The organism is Nonomuraea sp. NPDC005501, assembly GCF_040605905.1.
Lineage (GTDB): Bacteria > Actinomycetota > Actinomycetes > Streptosporangiales > Streptosporangiaceae > Nonomuraea.
In genome coordinates this window covers 1-18,868 of sequence record NZ_JBEXDT010000044.1, presented here as the reverse complement: position 1 = coordinate 18,868, position 18,868 = coordinate 1, and the positions used below count along the sequence as shown (strand labels likewise).

Here is an 18,868-nt window from a genome sequence, read left to right as displayed (position 1 = left end):
CTCCTGGCTTCCTTCTACTGGCCGATCAGCTCGCCGTTCGGGCCGACGACCGTCTTCGTCGCGGCGTAGTTCGCCTTGTTGTAGACGTCGGCGACCTCGCCGTCGAAGTAGGCGGAGCTGATGAAGTCGATCCGGTCGTTGCCGTCCTGGTCGTGGAACAGGCTCGTGACGCCGTTGAGGTAACCGGTGCGCTTGTTGTTGTCGTACCGGAGCAGCCACGGCGCGCCGTCGGACCCGCCGGTCATCGAGCACTTCAGCACCTGGTGCGTCTCGACCTTGAACATGTTGACCTGGTAGGTCTTGGTGCCGCTCTTGCCGGAGCACACCTTGGGGGTCAGGCCGGTGAAGGGGCGGTCGCCGTCGGGGTGCGGGGCGGACGGGTAGCCGAAGACGGTGACCTTCTGGCCCATGGGCTGGTTCCACGCCACACCCTGGCCGCCGACGACGTCACCGAGCCGCCCGGCGTCCTTGGCCAGGCCGATGACGTACTCACCCTTGTAGTACTTGCGCGAGGTGCCGGGCTTGACCCACTTCTGCGTGTAGAAGCGGGTGATCGTGTAGTTGCCGCGCGCGTCCTCGGCCTTCTTGCCGACTCCCTTGTACGCGTCGTACTCCGGCTTGGTCACCAGCGCGGTCTCCGGCTCGCCGAACTTGTAGCCGTTGCCCTTGCCGGTCCTGGCGTCCTTGTACGCCTCCTCGCCGACCTCGTCCTTCTCGACGACCGCGCCCGGGTAGTCGGGCCCGACCTTGTCGGCCGGCTTGTCCTCACCCTCGGACCAGCAGGTGCCGAGGTTGAGCAGGCACTTCCCGAAGTCGGCGGCGCTGATCTCCTCGCGCTTGATCCACTTGTCGCCCGCCCACTTGTCGTACTCGGCCTTCGTCACCGTCTTCTCGGCGGCGAGGCTGAAGCCGTTGTGCACGGCCACGAACGCGAAGTCACCGTCGTAGTCGTCGTAGACGTCGAGATCGTAGGCGGTGAAGGCGTACGCGCCCGCGTAGACGCCGAAGGGGGCCTTGCCCTGGTAGTAGCCGGGCACGAACACCCACTTGCTGAAGACGTCCTTGCCCTGCTCGTACACGCAGTGGCCGGCGGTGGCGACCAGGTTGCGGTTCCTGGACTGGATCGAGGTCGCGGAGCACCAGCGGTAGTCGCCGCCGCGGTCGAGGAAGAAGACCTTGCCGATCGTCTTCGGCAGGTTCACGTTCTTGGTCTTCGCGGCCGCGCCGGTGGTGCCCGTGGGAGCCGCCATGCCCGGCTTGCCGTCAGCCGAGGTGGTCGAGGGGCGGACGAGCTTGGGGACGTCCTTGGCGTCGACGCGGAACTCGGTGGCCTTCTTCAGTGCGGCGCCGTTGGCGTCCAGCCAGAAGTACGCGGCGCTGTAGGCGTCGGCGGGCTTGGGGGAGAGGGGGTCGCTCGCCCAGGTCGGCGTGGCGGTGGCGGGGGCGGCGAGGGCGGCGGCGCCGAGACCGGCGACGGCGAGGGGGACGAGCAGGCGCTTCACTGGGGGGCTCCACAAAGTTGTCAAATATCTCGTAAGACCCTATCGACCCTCTGGTCACTTGGGTAAGGGGCTGTACCAAAGACCCAGAAAAGGCCGAAGGGCCCGGCAGAAGCCGAGCCCTTCGGGTCAAGCATGTGAACGATGACCTAGGGCCTTCATTCGGGTACCGCAGTGAACTACTTGACGAGCTTGCCGGACCACACGGCCGCAGCGGCCTTGTAGATCGCGGCGGTCTCACCGTCGAAGATCGGCGAGGTGATCGTCTCGTAGCGGTTGTTGCTGTCGGCGTCGACGATCAGGCTGGTCACACCGGTGACGTAGCCGAGACGCTTGGCGTTGCTGTACTTGGCCAGCCAGGGGCCACCGTCGTAACCGGCGGTCACCGGGCAACGCAGGCTCTGGTGCTCCTCGACCTTCTTGGCCGGGACCTGGAGAACCTTGGTCGCGGTCTTGCCGTAGCACCACTTCGGCGTGACACCCGTGTAGGGCTTGTTGCCGTCGGGGTGCGGGCCCGCCGGGTACCCGAAGGTACGGACGACAGCGCCACCGGGCTGGTTCCACGCCACACCCTGGCCACCGACGTTGTCACCGAGGCGGCCGACGTCCTTGAGGGCGGCGGCGGTGTCGACGACGAAGAAGTCGGTGCGGATGTACTTCGTCTGCTGACCGGGCTTGTACCAGGCCTGCACGTAGAAGTGGGTGATGGTGGCCGTCTCGCGGTCGAGCTTGACGGTGCCGGGGAAGTCCTGCGGGTTCTTCTTGGCCTTCTCGGCGTACTCGAAGCCCTCGCGGTAGGTCACCTGCTCGACGACGGGCTCGCCGAACTTGTAGCCGTTGCCCTTGCCGGTGCGAGCGGCCTTGTAGGTGGCCTCGGAAACCTCAACCTTGGCAACCTCGGCACCCGGGTAGTCCGGGCTCGCGAGCTGGTCGCGCGTGCCGTGCTTGCGGGAGTAGAGGTCCGCGGTCTTCGGGTCGAGGCGGCCCTTCTTGAACTCGTCCTCGGAGACTTCCACTTCCTTGGTGAACTTCTCACCGGTGGCAGCGTTGTACTCAGCCTTGGTGACCTGCTTGGTGGAGACGGCGTTGGGGCCGCCGACACCGTTGTACACGGTCACGAACGCGTAGTCGCGGTCGAAGTCCTCGTAGACGTCGAGGTCGTAGTGGGTGAAGGCCTGCTTGCCCACGTACACACCGAACGGCGTCTTGCCCTGGTAGTAGCCCGGGACGAAGACCCAGCGCGACACGACCTCGTTGTTGGCCGCCATGTCGTAGACGCAGTGCCCGGCCGTGGCGACCAGGTTGCGGTACTGCGACTGGATGGAGGTGCCGGAGCACCAGTACAGCTTGCCGTCGCGACCCTCGAAGAAGACCTTGCCGATGGTCTTCGGCAGGTTCACGTTCTGGGTCTTGACCGCGGCCTTCTTCTCCTCGCCGATCGGCAGAGCCGAGCCCGGCTTGGTGTCGGCGGAGTAGCCACCGCCGCTCTTGATCTTCTTGACCTCGAGCGAGTCGGGGTTGAAGGCAACGGCCTGCGTCAGAGCGGCGTTGTTGGACTTGGTCCAGAAGTTGAGGACCTCAGCAGCCTGAGCCTCGGTCTTGGCCAGAGCGTCGCTCGCGACGTCGCCCTGGGCCTGAGCGGTGCCGGCCAGACCAGCAGCCAGCAGACCGGTGGCCAGAATGGCGCCACCGGCGGGGAGGAGGATGCGCTTCAAGGTAACTCCTTGGGCTGTCGTGGAACGCTTCTTGCGTCCCATGCGTCAGTAAAGGGATAGCCAGAACATACAGGCGTGATCTTGATGACGGGAAGCCACTTTGGAAGGAAAAGAGAGGGCTTGTCGCCCGTGATCGTTCTGTGATGTTTAGATCGGCTATCTCCACACCTTGCCCGGAGTGCCTGACGCGCCCGTTTTCGCTGATCAACATAAGTAAGTTGTCAGTGTGACTGCAGAGAGTGGCGTGTCGTAGATCTCGAGCCATGCAAGCGCATGTGACGCACATCACATCCATCTGATGGCACCGTCTGCGCGCCTGATGCGTCAAAACGACCCACACTTCCCCGGGAACGCCGAAGGGCCCGGCGAAAGCCGGGCCCTTGGCGAGTGACGCGGGGTGGATCGGCCTCAGGCCGATCGCGGAGCGTTACTTAGAGGATCTTGCCGGACCACACGTTCGAGGCGGACTTGTAGATCGCCGCGGTCTCGCCGTCGAAGTACGGCGAGGAGATGTAGTCGACGCGACCGTTGGCGTCCTGGTCGTTGAAGGTGCTGGTGACACCGTTCACGTAACCGAGACGCTTGCTGTTGCTGTAGTTGACCAGCCACGGACCACCGTCGGCGCCCTCGGTCATCGAGCACTTGAGGGCCACGTGCTCCTCGATCTTCTTGGCGGCGGAGCCGACAAGCTTCTTCGAGGTCTTCCCGTAGCACCACTTCGGCGTGATGCCGGTGAAGTTCTTGTTGCCGTCGGGGTGCGCGGCGGCCGGGTAGCCGAACACGCGGACGTACTTGCCGGTGGGCTGGTTCCAGGCGACACCCTGACCGCCGACGTTGTCACCGAGACGGCCGGCGTCCTTCGCGAAGCCCTCGATGATGTAGAAGACGGTCTTGTAGAACTTGGTGTCGGAGCCGGGCTTCTGCCACTGCTGCACGAAGTAGTGCGTGATGGTCCAGTTGCCACGGGCGTCCTGGACGACGGTCGCCGGGTACTTCTTGGCGTCCGCCTCCTGGGCCTTCTTGTACGCGGCGGCCTGGGAGTCGGTCACGATCTCGGTGACGGGCTCACCGAACTTGAAACCGTTGCCCTTGCCGACCTTGGCGTCCTTGTAGGTCGCCGCGGGGACCTCGACCTTGGCGACCTCGGCACCGGGGTAGTCGGGGCCGGTCGGCTCCGACTTGGAGCCGCGCTTGACCCAGCACGCCGTGGTGGAGGTCGGGTCCAGCTTGCACTGGCGGAACTCGGCGCGGCTGATCTCGACGTCCTTGGCGTCCTTGACGCCCTGGTACTTGTCGAACTCGGACTTCGACACCTGCTTCGCCGTGCCGCCACCCAGCTGGATGCCGTTGTACACGGTCACGAACGCGTAGTCGCGGTCGTAGTCCTCGTACACGTCGAAGTCGTAGTGCGTGAACGCCTGCTTACCGACGTAGATGCCCCACGGCGACTTGCCCTGGTAGTAGCCCGGGACGAAGACCCACTTGGACATGACGTCCGCGTTGCCGGCCGTGTCGTAGACGCAGTGGCCGGCCGTGGAGACCAGGTTGCGGTACTTGGACTGGACGGAGGTGGCGGAGCACCACTTCTTCTCGCCCTTGCTGTTGACGAAGAAGACCTTGCCGATGGTCTTCGGCAGGTTCACGTTCTGAACCTTGACCGTCTTCTTCGTCTCCTGGCCGATCGGCTTGGCCGAGCCCGGCTTGGTGTCGGCGCTGTAGCCGCCCTTGCTCTGGAGCTTGGCGACGTCGCTCTTGTCCCAGACATTGGACTCGGTCGCGGCCTTGAGGGCCGCACCGTTGCTCTCGGCCCAGTACTGGGCGATGGCCTTGGCGTCGGCCGCGCTCTTCGCCATCGGGTCGGTGGCGACGTCTCCGGCGGCCGAGGCGGAACCGGCCAGGCCGGCAGCCAGAAGGCCGGTAGCCAGGATGGCTCCACCGGCGGGGATGAGGATGCGCTTCAAGGGAACTGCTCCTTGGTCTGTCGTGAGACGCAACTTGCGTCCCATGCGTCAGTAAAGGGATAGCAAGGAACATAGCGCGGTGATCTCCGCAGGTGGAACCCGGTTTGACTGATTCGGTAGGCACCCTTACCGCCGTGACCATTCCGTTACCTGTCAGTGATCTTAGCGTTCAGTGATCATGAGGTCACGTTTTCGCTGGGTATCGCGGCGTTCGGTATGGCCCGAGTAAAGCCGGATCAATCGGACATGACAGAGAGTGTTCGGGTATATGTGACCTAGATCACAGGAACCAAAACGGGCTCCAACTCCGTCTAATCCGGCTCCGCCGTCCGATGATCTTCGGAATCGGCGTCGGGAACGGGGTTGGCGACCTCTCCCCGCCTCTTCGCCTCCCAAACCGGAGGCACGAAAAAGGGGCCCGGCCGAAGCCGGGCCCCTCTCCGAATCGGGGGTGTTACTTGTACAGCTCGCCGTTAGGGCCGACGATCTTGCCCGACCAGACGTTCTTGGCCGCGTTGTAGACCGACGCCGTCTCCCCGTCGAAGTACGGCGAGGTGATGTAGTCGATCCGGTCGTTGCCGTCCTGGTCGGCGAACGTGCTCGTCACGCCGTTGACGTAGCCGAGGCGCTTGCTGTTGCTGTAGTTGCTCAGCCAGGGGCCGCCGTCGAAGCCCGGGGTGACCGGGCACTTGAGGCCCACGTGCTCCTCGATCTTGAGCCACGAGGCGCCCACGGCCTTGCCGGTGGTCTTGCCGTAGCACCACTTCGGCGTCACGCCGCTGTAGGGGCGGTTGCCGTCCGGGTGCGGGCCGGCCGGGTAGCCGAACGCGCGCACGTCCTTGCCGGTGGCCTGGTTCCACGCCACGCCCTGGCCGCCGACGTTGTCGCCCAGGCGTCCCGCGTCCTTCGACAGCAGGATGTAGTAGTGGCCGCCCCAGCTGCGCTTCGGGCCGCTGAACCGCTCGTAGTCCTTGCGGTCCACCTGCTTGACGCCCTCGAAGGCGATGCCGTTGAAGACGGTCACGAACGCGTAGTCGCGGTCGTAGTCCTCGTAGACGTCGAAGTCGGTGTGGGTGAACGCCTGCTTGCCCACGTAGATGCCGAACGGCGCCTTGCCCTGGTAGTAGCCGGGCACGAACACCCAGTTGCTCAGGACGTCCTTGTTGCTGTCCGTGTCGTACACGCAGTGGCCGGCCGTGGCGACCAGGTTGCGGTAGTTGGACTGGACCGACGTGGCCGAGCACCACCGGAACTTGCCGGACCCGTCGACGAAGAAGACCTTGCCGACCGTCTTGGGCAGGTTGACGTTCTGCACGCGGCCGATGGGCTTCTTCTCCTCGCCGATGGGCGAGGCGCTGCCGGGGTTGCCGTCCGCGGTGTAACCGCCCTTGGAGACGACCTTCCGGACCTCCTTGTCGTCCCAGGCGTACGCCGTGGCGGCGCGCAGCGCGGCGCCGTTGGAGGCGAGCCAGAACGACGCGACCGAGGAGGCCTGTGACGTGTTGCGGGCCATGGGGTCGGTGGCGATGTCGGCTCGGGCCTGCGCGGTGCCGGTCAGGCCGGCGGCCAGGAGGCCGGTCGCCAGGACGGCGCCACCGGCCGGGAGGAGGATTCGCTTCAAGGTAACTCCAGGCTTGCCTTGTGCTGTCGTGGGGCTCCGTACATCCCTCGATGCAGCAATTGGACAGCCGGGAACCTATCGGGCTGACTGCGTGTCTGGGAATTTGCGGAAGATCATGTCAGGCGTGTGTGAAGCGGCCGTGATCGTTCCGAGATCCGATCTTCGCTGATCACCGTGATGGTTGCCACGCTGCGTGTGCGTTACGTCACATTTGCGGGGGTGGTGACCGCAGCCGCGTGCCGGTAGACCTCGCCGGTGGCGGTGGTGAAGTTGGGGGAGGAGACGGCGTCGTAGCCGTCCTTGGCGTCCCGGTTCCAGGTGAGGCTGTTGATGCCGTTCAGCGAGCCGAGGCCCTGTCCGGCCTGGTAGTCGATCAGCCAGGGGCCGCCGCTGGCGCCCGCGGTGAAGTTGCACGGCTGGATCTGCACGCCGTACTGCAGGTCGAGGCTGGGGGCGACGGTCCAGCGGGTGCTGCCCGCGCAGCTCAGCAGCTTGCGTCCGTCGAACGGCCGGGTGCCGTCGGGCTGCGGGCCGGCCGGGTAGCCGAAGGTGGTGACGTGGCTGCCCACGCCCTTGGCGACCGCGAGGCCCTGGCCGCCGACGATGTCCTGGAGGCGGCCGACGTCCTGCATGACGAGCTTTCCGCCCTTGGAGACCCAGGTGAAGCCGCGGTGCACGGTGACGAACGCGTAGTCGTAGTCGTAGTCGCCCCGGCCGGGCCAGTGCTCGTGCATGCTGATCGCCGCGCCGACGTAGATGCCGTCGGGCGTCTCGCCGTTGGGGCCGGGGTTGGGGACGAAGATCCAGGAGTCGGCGGGCTTGGCCTGGCGGGCGTCGTACGCGCAGTGCGCGGCGGTGGCGACGACGCTGCGGTTCTTGGCGGCGATCGAGCTGGCCGAGCACCAGTACTCCTTGTCGCCGAACCGGAAGAACACCTTGCCCATGGTCCGGGCGGCCGAGCCCTTCGACGGCAGCTCCGGCGACACGCTGAGCGGGATCTTGGTCGTCCTGGCCGCGGTGAGCTCCGGGCTGGGGACGGTGGTGGCGCCCGCCGCCGTGGAGGACTGGGACCCCGGCGTGGCGGGGCTGTAGCTGTCGGCCTTCTTGAGGCGGTCCGGCTTCCAGGTCTCGGCGACCTTCTGGACGTCCGCGGCCGTCTTGGCCAGGGTTACCGAGTAGACCCAGCTGCTCGTCCTCGCGGACGCGCTCGCCGCTGCCACAGGCCCCCCGAGTGAGGTCACCCCAAGCGCGAGCAGCGCGCTGAGCGCGACGGCTGCCAGTCGCCGGACCGGGGGGATCATGGAAATGCCTTTCCTTAGGGTGTTAAGGGTGGATTTTTCCAGATCAACTGACTGTATTGCAGCTCAGATAGAGATTCGTTATCTGATCAAGTGTGACTTGTGTCCCATAAGAACGGTGTCAAGGAGGCCGTCCGGATAGGTGAGACTGCTCCCTCGTGTCGGTCGTTGCCGCAGGTCAGAGGCCAAGGCAGGCTGCGAGCATGCGTCGACTTCTCTGTCTCGCCGTGCTTTCCTGTACGGCATTCGCCGCCTCGCCCGCCGTGGCCGAGACTCACTCTCCCGACACGGACCGGAGGCTTTTCGTGATCATTGTTGGCGACAAGGGGGGTGTGCTGTCCTGCAAGTCGCGCTCGTCCAAGCCCGCCTGCATCGCCCTCGAAAGGGCCGGCGGCGACCCCGCCCGGCTGCCCTCGCGGACCGACGCGGTCTGCACGATGGAGTACAACCCGGTGCGCGTCTCGGCGCTCGGCATCTGGGCGGGCCGGCCGATCCGCTACGAACGTACGTTCTCCAACGGCTGCGAGATGTCGGCGGCGACGGGCCCCGTCTTCCAGATGTCCTGACAGACACGCCCTGACCACCATGCCCTGACGGACCTGCCATGACGGGACCTCGGCCATCGGCCGGGGTCCCGTCGTCATGCGTACGCGCCGCGGGGGGAAGGGCAATGTGGCGATCAGGTGAATGCGCCACGCCGCGTCACTGGTCTGGACTGGGGCGGAAGGCGAGAGCCCGCACGACATGAGGACGGCCGTGGCCGATCAGTTCGACGTCATCGAGGCCGGGGGGCTGAGCCGCCGCCGGCGGTTGACCGGCGTGGCGGTGGTCGTGGCGCTGCTCGCCGTCGCGGTCGCCGGGCTGCTCGCCGGCCGCGACCCCGGTCCCGCCCCCGGCCCCGATCCGGGGTCCCTCACCACAGGACACGGGACCACCCGCCCCGCCGCGCCCCTGACCACGACGAGGGCCGCGCCCAACCTCCTGCAGGTCACCCCCCGGGCGAAGGGCGGCGACGAGGTCCTTCGCGTCGTCTTCCCCGACGGCACCCCCGCCGAGGTCCGCTACCCGTCGCGGCTCGGGCTCGCCGCGCTCGGCTCGCGGCCGTTGCAGGGCGTCTGGGTGGCCGGCCAGTACCGCCGCATGTCCGCGCCGTACGGCGGCGAGGCCGAGGTGTCGAAGGGCGGCCGGCCGCTGCGGAGCCTCACGCCGAACGTCGACCTGTACCCGCGCCAGCCGGGCAGCGGCTCGTACGGGCAGGTGCTGCTGTTCGCGTTCGGCCACTGGCGCCTCGCGCTGTACGACCGGCCCGACGGGCTGACCTTCGAGCAGCGCATGGCGGCGGCCGGGCACATCCGCGGCCGGGTGACCAAGGGCGGCTACCTGGTGCTGACCGCCACGGCCCCGGTTCGCCTGGCCGAGCCGGGCGAGACCGTCCAGGGCGACCCGGTGGGGCCGCAGCTCTGGTTCGGCGGCGTGACGGGCGACGTCGTGGGCCTCATCCCGGTGCCGGACTGCGGCCGTGCCTCCCAGCCGCCCATGATGATCGACCGCCGTGGCCGGCCGGCCAGGACCGTCTGCCGCGACGGGGTGCAGATCGCCGCCTCCGGCTCGCCCGCGTTCGTCGAGCGGGCGGTCAAGGAGATCCGGATCACGCTGAAGTAGGGTGCGGCCATGTTCGCCGTAACCGCCACACAGACCGATCCCGACAATCCTCTGGCCGGGCTGACGCTCGGTGAGCGGCCCGAGCCCGAGACGCGGGACGGCTGGACCACCGTCACCGTACGGGCCGCCGCGCTCAACCACCACGACCTGTGGACGCTCAAGGGCGTCGGCATCCGCCAGGAACGGCTGCCGATCGTGCTCGGCTGCGACGCGGCCGGGGTCGACGAGGACGGCAACGAGGTCATCGTGCACGCGGTGATCGGCAGTGGCGCCGACGAGACGCTCGACCCGAAGCGCTCGCTGCTGTCGGAGGTGCACGACGGGACATTCGCCGAGCGGGTCGCCGTGCCGCGCCGCAACCTCGTGCCCAAGCCGGCCGCGCTCACGTTCGAGCAGGCGGCGTGCCTGCCGACGGCCTGGCTGACCGCCTACCGGATGCTCTTCGACAAGGCGGGGCTGCAGCCGGGCTCGACGGTGCTCGTGCAGGGGGCCGGCGGCGGCGTCGCCACCGCGCTGATCGCGCTCGGCCGCGCCGGGGGCTTCCGCGTCTGGGCCACCAGCCGCTCGGCGGACAAGCGGGAACGGGCCCTGGAGCTGGGAGCCGACCAGGTCTTCGAGACGGGCGCGCGGCTGCCCGAGCGGGTGGACGCGGTGATGGAGACCGTCGGCCAGGCCACCTGGGACCATTCGCTCAAGTCGCTCAGGCCGGGCGGCCGGATCGTGGTCTCCGGCGCGACCAGCGGCGCGGTGCCGCCGGCCGACCTCAACCGGGTCTTCTTCCTCCAGCTCTCCGTGGTGGGCACCACCATGGGCACCCGTGACCAGCTCCAGCGCCTGGCGGTCTTCCTGGAGCAGACGGGGGTGCGTCCGGTCGTGGACCGGACGCTGCCGCTCGCCGAGGCCCGTGACGGGTTCGCCGCGCTGGCCGCGGGAGACGTGTTCGGCAAGATCGTCTTCACCGCCTGACACGGAGACCTGGCGCGACCTGGGAACGGGCCGCGCCTGACTGTCACCGGAGCGCGTCGCGGATCCGGCCGGACGCCTCGTCCAGCGCGGCGCGCACGCGCTCCAGCCGCTCGCGGTCCAGCCGGGGGTCGGACGCCTGCTCGCGCACCCCGGCCACGAAGTCGGCCAGCATGCCGCCGAGCTCCGCGTCGAGCTGGGCCCGCGAGGCCGGAGCGCCGCCGAGCGTGGACCACACCTCGGCCCAGATCCGGCGCCACTCGGTCGTCAGCCGCTGGCTCTCGCCCTGCCAGTGCTGGGCGTGCTCCAGCCACTGCCGCTTCTGCTCCTGCTTGAGCCGCTCGATGTCGGCCTTCTGCCGGCGGAGATCGGCCGGCGAGCCGACGCGCACGTCCTTGGCCATCCTGGTCAGCTCCTCGCGCAGCGACTTGACCGTGTCGCGCACGTCCTCCTTGACCTCGCGCGCGATGTCGCGCACGGAGGCGGAGATCTCCTGCTCCAGGTCGTCGAGCTCGTCGAGGCGGTCGTTCAGCTCCTCGCGGCCCTTGTCGGTGATCGAGAACACCTTCTTGCCGTCGACCACCTCGTGCGTGACCAGCCCCTCCTCCTCCAGGCGGGCCAGGCGCGGGTAGATGGTGCCGGGGGAGGGCGAGTACACGCCGAGGAATCGGTCCTGGAGCAGCCGGATCACCTCGTAGCCGTGGCGTGGGCTCTCGTCCAGCAGCTTCAGCAGGTACAGCCGCAGGCGGCCGTGACCGAACACAGGGCTCATTCCTTCTCCCCCTTGAGCAGCGCCACCTCGCCGGAGACCGTCGTCGCCGACAGCGAGGCCATGCCGCCACCGAGCCGCCCCGACAGCGACTTCGCGCCGGGTCTGCTCTCGTTGGACAGTTTCTCGAACGTGCTGACCATCCGGCCGGAGGTGGACCGGATCGTCACGTCCGCCTCCACGTCCTCAGGCAGCCTGACCAGGATGTCACCAGAGACGCTGGTGAGCGTCACGTGGCCGGTGGGCTGCAGCTCCAGGTCGGCCGTGATGCGTCCCGACACGCTGTTGGCGCGCAGCCGGCGCGGCACACCGTGGGCGACGGTCAGGTCACCGGAGACGCTGTTGAACGACAGGTCGCCGGACATGGCCCGGCTCTCGACGCTGCCGGACACGGTGCCGGCGCTCACCTCGCCGCTCACGCCGTCGAGCACGACGTCGCCGGAGACGCTCTTGACCGAGGTGAGGTTCTCGAACCCGGCGATCACCGCCGAGGCGTTGACCACGCCCGCCTTGACCTGGCAGTCCTTCGGCACGGTCAGCGTGGCGACGGTGCGCCGCAGCTTGTTGCGTATCAAGTCGAGCATGCCGTCCCAGGTGAGGTCCTTGTAGGCGACGGACAGCTCGCCGGTCTCCTCGTCGTACGTCACGATCAGCGGCGCGCCGGCGATCTCGGTGATCTCCAGGACAGGCGGGCTGTCGCTGGCGAGGACGGCGAGCCGGCCCCCTACGATCCGCACGTCGAGCGCCCGCACCGGCCCGAACGTCAGCTGTCCGGGGTCGTCGATCGTCCACTGCTGCATGGTCCCCACCCTTCCTCGCGGCACGCTCTTCTCATGAGACACGATATGTCGCGTCTCGCGGGATCTCAAGATGTATCGCGTTTACGCGTGCCGATGCGGCACCGGAAGGCGGACGGGTCCTCCCGCCGTCACTCGTCCTCGTCGTCGAGGCGGGCCAGCCAGGTGGCCAGCCGCTCGATCGGCGTCTCGAACTCGGGGTTGAGGTCCACGAACTCGCGCAGCCGCTCACCCAGCCAGAGGAGGCTGACCTCCTCCTCGCCGCGCCTGTCGACCAGCTCCTCGATCCCCCGGTCGGTGAAGTACATCGTGCTCCGTTTCGATCGCCGTGCTGCCGGGACACGGGGTCCCCGGCCCAACTCTAGTAAGCCCGCCGCGCCGCCCGGCCGGGCCGCTCAACGAGAAACCCCCGCCGGCGCGGGCCGGCGGGGGTCTCTGACGAGCCGATCAGCCGAAGATCTGGCTGAGCATCTCGTGCAGCTCGTTGTCGTGAGCGTTGTGGGAACCGGCCGCGGGCGAGCTGTTGGCCGGGCGGGACACGCGGTTGAGCGCGCGACCGCCGAACAGCTGCGGGTCCTCCGCCAGCTTGAGCGCGAGGTACGGCCACGGGCCCATGTTGACCGGCTCGTCCTGCGCCCAGACGAGCTGCGCCTGCTGGCCGTAGCGGCCCAGCTCGGCGGCCAGCTCGTCGCCCGGGAACGGGTAGAGCCGCTCCAGCCGCACGATCGCGACGTCGTCGCGGCCGCTCTCGTCGCGCTTGGCCGCCAGGTCGTAGTAGACCCTGCCGGAGCAGAGGACCACCTTGGTGACCTTCGCCGGATCGACGGTCGTGTCGCTGAGAACCGGCTGGAAGGTGCCCGAGGTGAAGTCGTCCGCCTTGGACGTGGCCGCCTTGTGGCGCAGCAACGACTTGGGCGTGAAGACGACCAGCGGCTTGTGCCGGCCGGACTCCACCTGCCAGCGCAGCAGGTGGAAGTAGTTGGCCGGGGTGCTGGGCTGGGCGACCGTCATGTTGTCGAGCGCGCAGACCTGGAGGAAGCGCTCGATGCGGGCCGAGGAGTGGTCGGGACCCTGCCCCTCGTAGCCGTGCGGCAGCAGCAGCACGACACCCGACTTCTGGCCCCACTTCTGCTCACCGGACGAGATGAACTCGTCGATGATCGTCTGGGCGCCGTTGACGAAGTCACCGAACTGCGCCTCCCAGGCCACCAGGGCGTCCGGGCGCACGACGCTGTAGCCGTACTCGAAGCCGAGCGCCGCGAACTCGCTGAGCAGCGAGTCGTAGACGTAGAACTTCGTGGTGCCCTGGTTGAAGGTCTTGAGCGGCGTGTGCTCCTCGCCGGTCAGCCGGTCGACCAGCACGGCGTGGCGCTGGGTGAACGTGCCGCGGCGGGAGTCCTGGCCGACCAGGCGCACCGGGTGGCCGTCGATGAGCAGCGACCCGAAGGCCAGCGTCTCACCCATGCTCCAGTCGATGGCGTCCTGCTCGACCATCGTGCCGCGACGCTGGATCACCGGCGCCAGGCGCGGGTGCGGCGTGAAGCCCTCGGGCAGGTTGAGCTGGGTGTCGACAATGCGCTTGAGCGTCTCGTCGCTGATCGCCGTCGGCGTGTCGTCGTGCGACCACTTGACCACCTCGGTGGGCGGCACCCGCATCGCGCCCGCCTCCAGCGGCTTCTTGGCCGCCTCGCGGGTCTCGGTGAACGCCTGCTCCAGCTTGGCCTGGTAGTCGCGCAGCGCCTGCTCGGCCTCCTCGACCGTGATGTCGCCCCGGCCGATCAGCGCCTCGGTGTAGAGCTTGCGGGTCGAGCGCTTGGCGTCGATCAGGTCGTACATCAGCGGCTGGGTGAAGGCGGGGTTGTCGCCCTCGTTGTGGCCGCGGCGGCGGTAGCAGATGAGGTCGATGACCACGTCCTTGCGGAACGTCTGGCGGTACTCGTAGGCGAGCTGCCCGACGCGGACCACGGCCTCGGGGTCGTCGCCGTTGACGTGGAAGATCGGCGCCTGGATCATCCGCGCGACGTCGGTCGCGTAGACGCTGGAGCGGGACGAGGCCGGCGAGGTGGTGAAGCCGACCTGGTTGTTGACCACCACGTGCACGGTGCCGCCGGTGCGGTAGCCGCGCAGCTGCGACAGGTTGAGCGTCTCTGCCACGACGCCCTGGCCGGCGAAGGCCGCGTCGCCGTGGATGAGCACCGGCAGGACCGTGAAGCCCTCCTCGCCGCGCTCCAGGAGGTCCTGCTTGGCGCGGACGACGCCCTCCAGGACGGGGTCCACCGCCTCCAGGTGCGACGGGTTGGCCACCACCGAGGCGGTGATCGTCTTGCCGCTCAGCGCGGTGAACTCGCCGGCCGCGCCCAGGTGGTACTTCACGTCGCCGGAGCCGTGCGCCGTGCGCGGGTCGATGTTGCCCTCGAACTCGCCGAAGATCTGCGCGTACGACTTGCCGACGATGTTGGCCAGCACGTTGAGGCGGCCCCGGTGGGCCATGCCGATGACGACCTCGTCGAGGCCCTCGTCGGCGGCGTCACTGATCACCGAGTCGAGCAGCGGGATGAGCGACTCGCCGCCCTCCAGCGAGAAGCGCTTCTGGCCGACGAACTTCGTCTGCAGGAACGTCTCGAACGCCTCGGCGGTGTTGAGCCGCGACAGGATGTTGAGCTGCTCCTCGCGGTCGGGGGAGGTGTGCCCCTTCTCCACCCGCGCCTGGATCCAGGCCCGCTCCTCGGGGTTCTGGATGTGCATGTACTCGATGCCGACCGTGCGGCAGTAGGAGTCGCGCAGCACACCCAGGATGTCGCGCAGCTTCATCAGCGGCTTGCCGCCGAAGCCGCCGGTGGCGAACTCCCGCTCCAGGTCCCACAGCGTCAGGCCGTGGGACTGGATGTCGAGGTCGGGGTGCTTGCGCTGCTTGTACTCCAGCGGGTCGGTCTCGGCCATGAGATGGCCGCGCACCCGGTAGGCGTGGATCAGCTCGATCACCCGGGCGGACTTGGCCACGTCGTCGTCGTGCGAGGCGGAGATGTCGCGCACCCAGCGGACCGGCTCGTACGGGATCCGCAGCGCCTCGAAGATCTCGTCGTAGAAGCCGTCCTCGCCGAGCAGCAGCCGGTGGATCTGGCGCAGGAAGTCGCCCGACTGGGCGCCCTGGATGATCCGGTGGTCGTAGGTGCTGGTCAGCGTCATGACCTTGGAGACGGCCAGGCGCGAGAGCGTCTCGGGGGAGGCGCCCTGGTACTCGGCCGGGTACTCCATCGCGCCCACGCCGATGATCGTGCCCTGGCCGGGCATCAGGCGGGGCACGGAGTGGACGGTGCCGATCGTGCCGGGGTTGGTCAGCGAGATCGTGGTGCCGGCGAAGTCGTCGACACCGAGCTTGCCCGCCCGCGCCTTGCGGACGATCTCCTCGTACGCCATCCAGAACTGGCGGAAGTCCATCTGCTCGGCCGCCTTGATGGACGGCACGAGGAGCTGGCGCTCACCGTTGCTCTTCTGGACGTCGATGGCCAGGCCGAACCCGACGTGCTCGGGCTTGACGAGCGTCGGCTTGCCGTCGACCTCGGCGAAGGAGTGATTCATCTCCGGCATGGCCTTCAGCGCCTTGACGATCGCGAAGCCGATCAGGTGCGTGAAGGAGACCTTGCCGCCGCGTCCCCGCTTGAGGTGATTGTTGATCACGATGCGGTTGTCGATGAGCAGCTTGGCCGGGATGGCGCGGACACTGGTCGCGGTGGGGACCGACAGCGAGAGGTCCATGTTGGCGGCCGTGCGGGCCGCCGCCCCGCGCAGCCTTATCTCCTCGGCGCCCTTCGGCGCCGGTGCGACCGGCTGCGCCGGCTTGGCGGCCACCCCGTCAGGGGACGGGACGGCCGGCTTCTCGATGGTCTTGGGGGCCGGAGGAGCCGCCGTCTTGGCGGGTGCCGGGGGAGGCGCGGTCGCTGTGCCGTTCGCCGCCTCCCTGGCCGGGCTCCGGCCCGGTCCGTAGTCAGGGTTGTAGTCAGCGAAGAAGTTCCACCAGGCCTTGTCGACCGACTCGGGGTCCTGGAGGTACTTCTGGTACAGCTCGTCGACAAGCCACTCGTTCTGACCGAAGCTTGCCAGCGGGTTTGTCCGCGACGACTCAGACGACACGGCGGAAATCGCCCTCTTCCGCAGATCGGCGTTGATGTTAGAGAACCTGTCCAAGGTTACTCGTCCTGCCCGGCAACGCGCGCCCGGGTGGCCACGCCACCCCGTCGGATCCTTCCAGGACCGTGAACAGGGACGACGCACCCCTAGTCAAAGGGGGTGATGCAGTAAACATCACTGTTTGGTATCAACGCTGAGGGAAGAGGTTTATTTCCCGCCGGACAGCAACCGGCTGGTGATGCGGACGCCCGGGGACAGCTCGGAGAGAAGATCGGCCAGCTCCTCGCCCGCGGCCTTCAGCTCCTCCAGCGACATCGGCTCCAGCCGCTCCAGGAGGAACAGCGCGTTGACCGTCTCCTCGGTGAGCCGCGTGCGCGCCACCTGGCGCCAGTTCCACCTGCGGCAGGTGACGCCCGTGTCGTCGCGCCAGATCACCTCGCCGGCGTCGGGCGTGCCGAGCGCCTCCTCCGACGCCTCGTCGCCGGCCGCCGTGACCAGCCGGGCCGGGCCGTCGTAGCGGTCGAGGTCCTCGCCGCCGATGGGCAGCGCGTGCTTCACGCTGATCGAGTTGTACGCGTCGACGACCTGGTTGATCTCGGGCAGCGGCAGGCGGCGGGTGAGCGCGTCGACCGAGGGCCGGGTGCGCGACGGCTTGGCCCCGAAGGCGCGGTACGCGTCGCGCCACGCCTCGATCTTGGCGGCCCGCGCCTCGCGCTCCTCCTCGCCCTCGGCGGACAGGTGGGCGGAGGCGGACTCCAGCCAGCCGCGCGAGCGGTCGTCCGTCGGGCCGTTGCGCAGCCCGTGGGCGGTCACGACCAGGACGGCGAAGTCGGGGCGCAGGGCGAGGACGGAGTCGTCCACCCGGATGTCGTCGAGCATGCGTCCAGTTTAGGGAGCGAGAAACCGCAAAAAACACTTTGCAAAATTGCCTTTGCGGTTTACCGTCGTGAGTGTGGAGGAGATCTACGAGATCGGCGATCCGCGGGTGCTGAAGGTGGTGGCCCATCCGCTGCGGGTGCGGCTGCTGGGGCTGCTGCGCATCGACGGGCCCGCGACGGCCAGCGAGCTGGGGCGGGTGGTGGGAGAGAGCTCCGGCTCGACCAGCTACCACCTGCGCGTACTGGCCCGGTACGGGTTCATCGAGGAGGACGACGACCGGCGCGACGGCAGGGAGCGCCGCTGGCGCGCCCGCCACTTCTACACCAGCTGGGACAACGTCCGGATGGCCGCCACGCCCGAGGGCTGGGAGGCGGTCCGCATCATGCAGGCGCGCCAGGTGGAGATGCTGGCGCGCGAGATGGGGGCGTTCGAGAGGTCCCCGGACCCGGCCTGGATACCCGTGGCGGGGATGAGCGACTACCTGGCCGAACTGCCTCCGGAGGGGGTCCGCGAGTTCGCCGAGCGGGTGGGCGGGCTGGTGCGCGAGCTGATCGCCCGCTACGCCGGCCACCCGGAGGCCCGCAACGTGCAGCTCTGGGCCGCCGCCTTCCCCCGTGAGAGCCGCGACACGGAGAGCCGTGACAGCGGAAGCCGCGACACCGAGGAGGACACGTGACCATGACCCCCCGATCGGCGTTACGCCGTTACCTGCTCGTCTGCTTCCTGAGCTGGCTGCCCACCGGCCTCATGATGACCACGATGATCCTGCTGATGGCCGAGCGCGGCCTGAGCCTGGCGGAGATCGGCGTGGCCTTCACCGTGTTCTCCGTCGTCACCGTCTCCCTGGAGCTGCCCACGGGCGGCCTGGCCGACGTCGTGGGCCGCCGCGTGGTGCTGGCCGTGTCGGCCGGGTTCACCGTCGTCTCGCTCACGCTGATGGCGGTGTCCACGACGTTCTGGATGTTCGTGCTGACCGGCGTGCTCAAGGGGGTGGCGCGGGCGCTGTCCAGCGGCCCCGCCACCGCCTGGTACGTCGACACGCTGCACGACCTGGAGGGCCGCGACGCCGATCTGCGGCCGGGGCTGTCGCGTGGCGGCGCGATGGAGTCGGCGGCGCTGTGCCTCGGCGTGCTCGCGGGCGGGTTCGTGCCGCTGGTGGTGCCGCCGGCCGTGCTGCTGCCGCTGGCCGCGCCGCCGCTGCTCGGCGCTGTCGCGGCGGCGGTGCTGCTGGCCGTGGTGCTGCTCGCGCTGCCCGAGCCGTCGCACCGGCGGGCGTCGCTGGGGGAGACGCTGCGCGCCGTGCCCGCGACCGTGCTGTCGAGCCTGCGGCTGGCGACCCGTCACGCCGTGCTGCGCCGGCTGATGGTGTACGCCGTGGTGACGGGCGTCGCGCTGACCGCCGTGGAGCTGCTGACGCCGGGCCGGCTGGCCCGGCTGGCCGGCACGGCGGAGCTGGGCGGGACGGCGTACGCGCTGGTCGCGGCCCTGGGCTTCGCGGGGAGCTCCGTGGGCAACGCGGTCGCGCCCCGGGCGGCCCGGCTGGCCCGGGGACCGGCGCGCGGCGCGGCCCTCGGAC

Annotated in this window: 15 protein-coding genes; 5 read left to right on the top strand and 10 right to left on the bottom strand. The window is 68.7% G+C overall.

The window, feature by feature from the left end; translation table 11 throughout:
- Positions 1-14: 14 nt before the first annotated feature.
- From ABZS51_RS21735 to ABZS51_RS21715, 5 genes are all read right to left on the bottom strand, one after another.
- Positions 15-1,502 (bottom strand): hypothetical protein, encoded by a 1,488-nt coding sequence (locus tag ABZS51_RS21735; protein WP_355443803.1) that lies wholly within the window; start codon positions 1,500-1,502, stop codon positions 15-17.
- Between the two features lie 176 nt (positions 1,503-1,678).
- Complete coding sequence (locus tag ABZS51_RS21730; RefSeq protein WP_355443800.1) at positions 1,679-3,214, bottom strand: hypothetical protein; 1,536 nt, start codon at positions 3,212-3,214, stop codon at positions 1,679-1,681.
- Between the two features lie 431 nt (positions 3,215-3,645).
- A complete protein-coding gene (locus ABZS51_RS21725) occupies positions 3,646-5,175 on the bottom strand; it encodes a hypothetical protein (RefSeq protein ID WP_355443797.1) in 1,530 nt (509 codons plus the stop codon).
- A gap of 454 nt (positions 5,176-5,629) precedes the next feature.
- Complete coding sequence (locus ABZS51_RS21720; protein ID WP_310708608.1) at positions 5,630-6,796, bottom strand: hypothetical protein; 1,167 nt, start codon at positions 6,794-6,796, stop codon at positions 5,630-5,632.
- Positions 6,797-6,996: 200 nt separating this feature from the next.
- Positions 6,997-8,097 (bottom strand): serine protease, encoded by a 1,101-nt coding sequence (locus tag ABZS51_RS21715; protein ID WP_355443794.1) that lies wholly within the window; start codon positions 8,095-8,097, stop codon positions 6,997-6,999.
- Between the two features lie 302 nt (positions 8,098-8,399).
- Between ABZS51_RS21715 and ABZS51_RS21710 the strand changes: the two genes are divergently transcribed.
- The 3 genes from ABZS51_RS21710 to ABZS51_RS21700 all read left to right on the top strand — a co-directional run bounded on the left by ABZS51_RS21710 (position 8,400) and on the right by ABZS51_RS21700 (position 10,722).
- On the top strand, positions 8,400-8,660 hold the full coding sequence (locus ABZS51_RS21710; protein ID WP_310708610.1) for an SSI family serine proteinase inhibitor: 261 nt from the start codon (positions 8,400-8,402) through the stop codon (positions 8,658-8,660).
- 190 nt (positions 8,661-8,850) lie between these two features.
- Positions 8,851-9,756 carry a hypothetical protein gene (locus tag ABZS51_RS21705; protein WP_355443790.1) on the top strand — a complete coding sequence of 302 codons (906 nt, stop codon included), beginning with the start codon at positions 8,851-8,853 and terminating at the stop codon, positions 9,754-9,756.
- 9 nt (positions 9,757-9,765) lie between these two features.
- Positions 9,766-10,722 (top strand): zinc-binding dehydrogenase, encoded by a 957-nt coding sequence (locus ABZS51_RS21700; RefSeq protein ID WP_355443787.1) that lies wholly within the window; start codon positions 9,766-9,768, stop codon positions 10,720-10,722.
- Between the two features lie 43 nt (positions 10,723-10,765).
- Here ABZS51_RS21700 and ABZS51_RS21695 read toward each other — a convergent pair whose 3' ends face one another.
- From ABZS51_RS21695 to ABZS51_RS21675, 5 genes are all read right to left on the bottom strand, one after another.
- Positions 10,766-11,491 carry a PadR family transcriptional regulator gene (locus ABZS51_RS21695; protein WP_355443784.1) on the bottom strand — a complete coding sequence of 242 codons (726 nt, stop codon included), beginning with the start codon at positions 11,489-11,491 and terminating at the stop codon, positions 10,766-10,768.
- Complete coding sequence (locus tag ABZS51_RS21690) at positions 11,488-12,288, bottom strand: DUF4097 family beta strand repeat-containing protein (protein WP_355443781.1); 801 nt, start codon at positions 12,286-12,288, stop codon at positions 11,488-11,490. The genes ABZS51_RS21695 and ABZS51_RS21690 overlap by 4 nt, the downstream gene beginning before the upstream one ends.
- Before the next feature lie 128 nt (positions 12,289-12,416).
- Positions 12,417-12,593, bottom strand: a complete 177-nt coding sequence (locus tag ABZS51_RS21685; RefSeq protein ID WP_310708615.1) for a DUF6104 family protein — start codon at positions 12,591-12,593, stop codon at positions 12,417-12,419.
- A 139-nt stretch (positions 12,594-12,732) separates the two neighbouring features.
- Positions 12,733-16,416, bottom strand: coding sequence for a multifunctional oxoglutarate decarboxylase/oxoglutarate dehydrogenase thiamine pyrophosphate-binding subunit/dihydrolipoyllysine-residue succinyltransferase subunit (locus ABZS51_RS21680; protein WP_310708616.1), 3,684 nt, complete (start codon positions 16,414-16,416; stop codon positions 12,733-12,735).
- A 204-nt stretch (positions 16,417-16,620) separates the two neighbouring features.
- Positions 16,621-17,292 (bottom strand): phenylalanine--tRNA ligase beta subunit-related protein, encoded by a 672-nt coding sequence (locus ABZS51_RS21675; protein ID WP_355443778.1) that lies wholly within the window; start codon positions 17,290-17,292, stop codon positions 16,621-16,623.
- 73 nt (positions 17,293-17,365) lie between these two features.
- Between ABZS51_RS21675 and ABZS51_RS21670 the strand changes: the two genes are divergently transcribed.
- Both ABZS51_RS21670 and ABZS51_RS21665 read left to right on the top strand, forming a co-directional pair.
- The gene (locus ABZS51_RS21670; RefSeq protein WP_355443775.1) at positions 17,366-17,968 is read left to right on the top strand and encodes a helix-turn-helix domain-containing protein; all 603 of its coding nucleotides are present in this window, start codon (positions 17,366-17,368) and stop codon (positions 17,966-17,968) included.
- A 2-nt stretch (positions 17,969-17,970) separates the two neighbouring features.
- Positions 17,971-18,868 (top strand): MFS transporter (locus ABZS51_RS21665; RefSeq protein WP_355443909.1); only part of this gene is annotated, 898 nt, incomplete at its 3' end.

Bases quoted from the DNA above. Each gene is read 5' to 3' on its own strand.
- ABZS51_RS21675 (WP_355443778.1), bottom strand. From the start codon at position 17,292: ATGCTCGACGACATCCGGGTGGACGACTCCGTCCTCGCCCTGCGCCCC.
- ABZS51_RS21685 (WP_310708615.1), bottom strand. From the start codon at position 12,593: ATGTACTTCACCGACCGGGGGATCGAGGAGCTGGTCGACAGGCGCGGC.
- ABZS51_RS21695 (WP_355443784.1), bottom strand. From the start codon at position 11,491: ATGAGCCCTGTGTTCGGTCACGGCCGCCTGCGGCTGTACCTGCTGAAG.
- ABZS51_RS21690 (WP_355443781.1), bottom strand. From the start codon at position 12,288: ATGCAGCAGTGGACGATCGACGACCCCGGACAGCTGACGTTCGGGCCG.
- ABZS51_RS21700 (WP_355443787.1), top strand. From the start codon at position 9,766: ATGTTCGCCGTAACCGCCACACAGACCGATCCCGACAATCCTCTGGCC.
- ABZS51_RS21715 (WP_355443794.1), bottom strand. From the start codon at position 8,097: ATGATCCCCCCGGTCCGGCGACTGGCAGCCGTCGCGCTCAGCGCGCTG.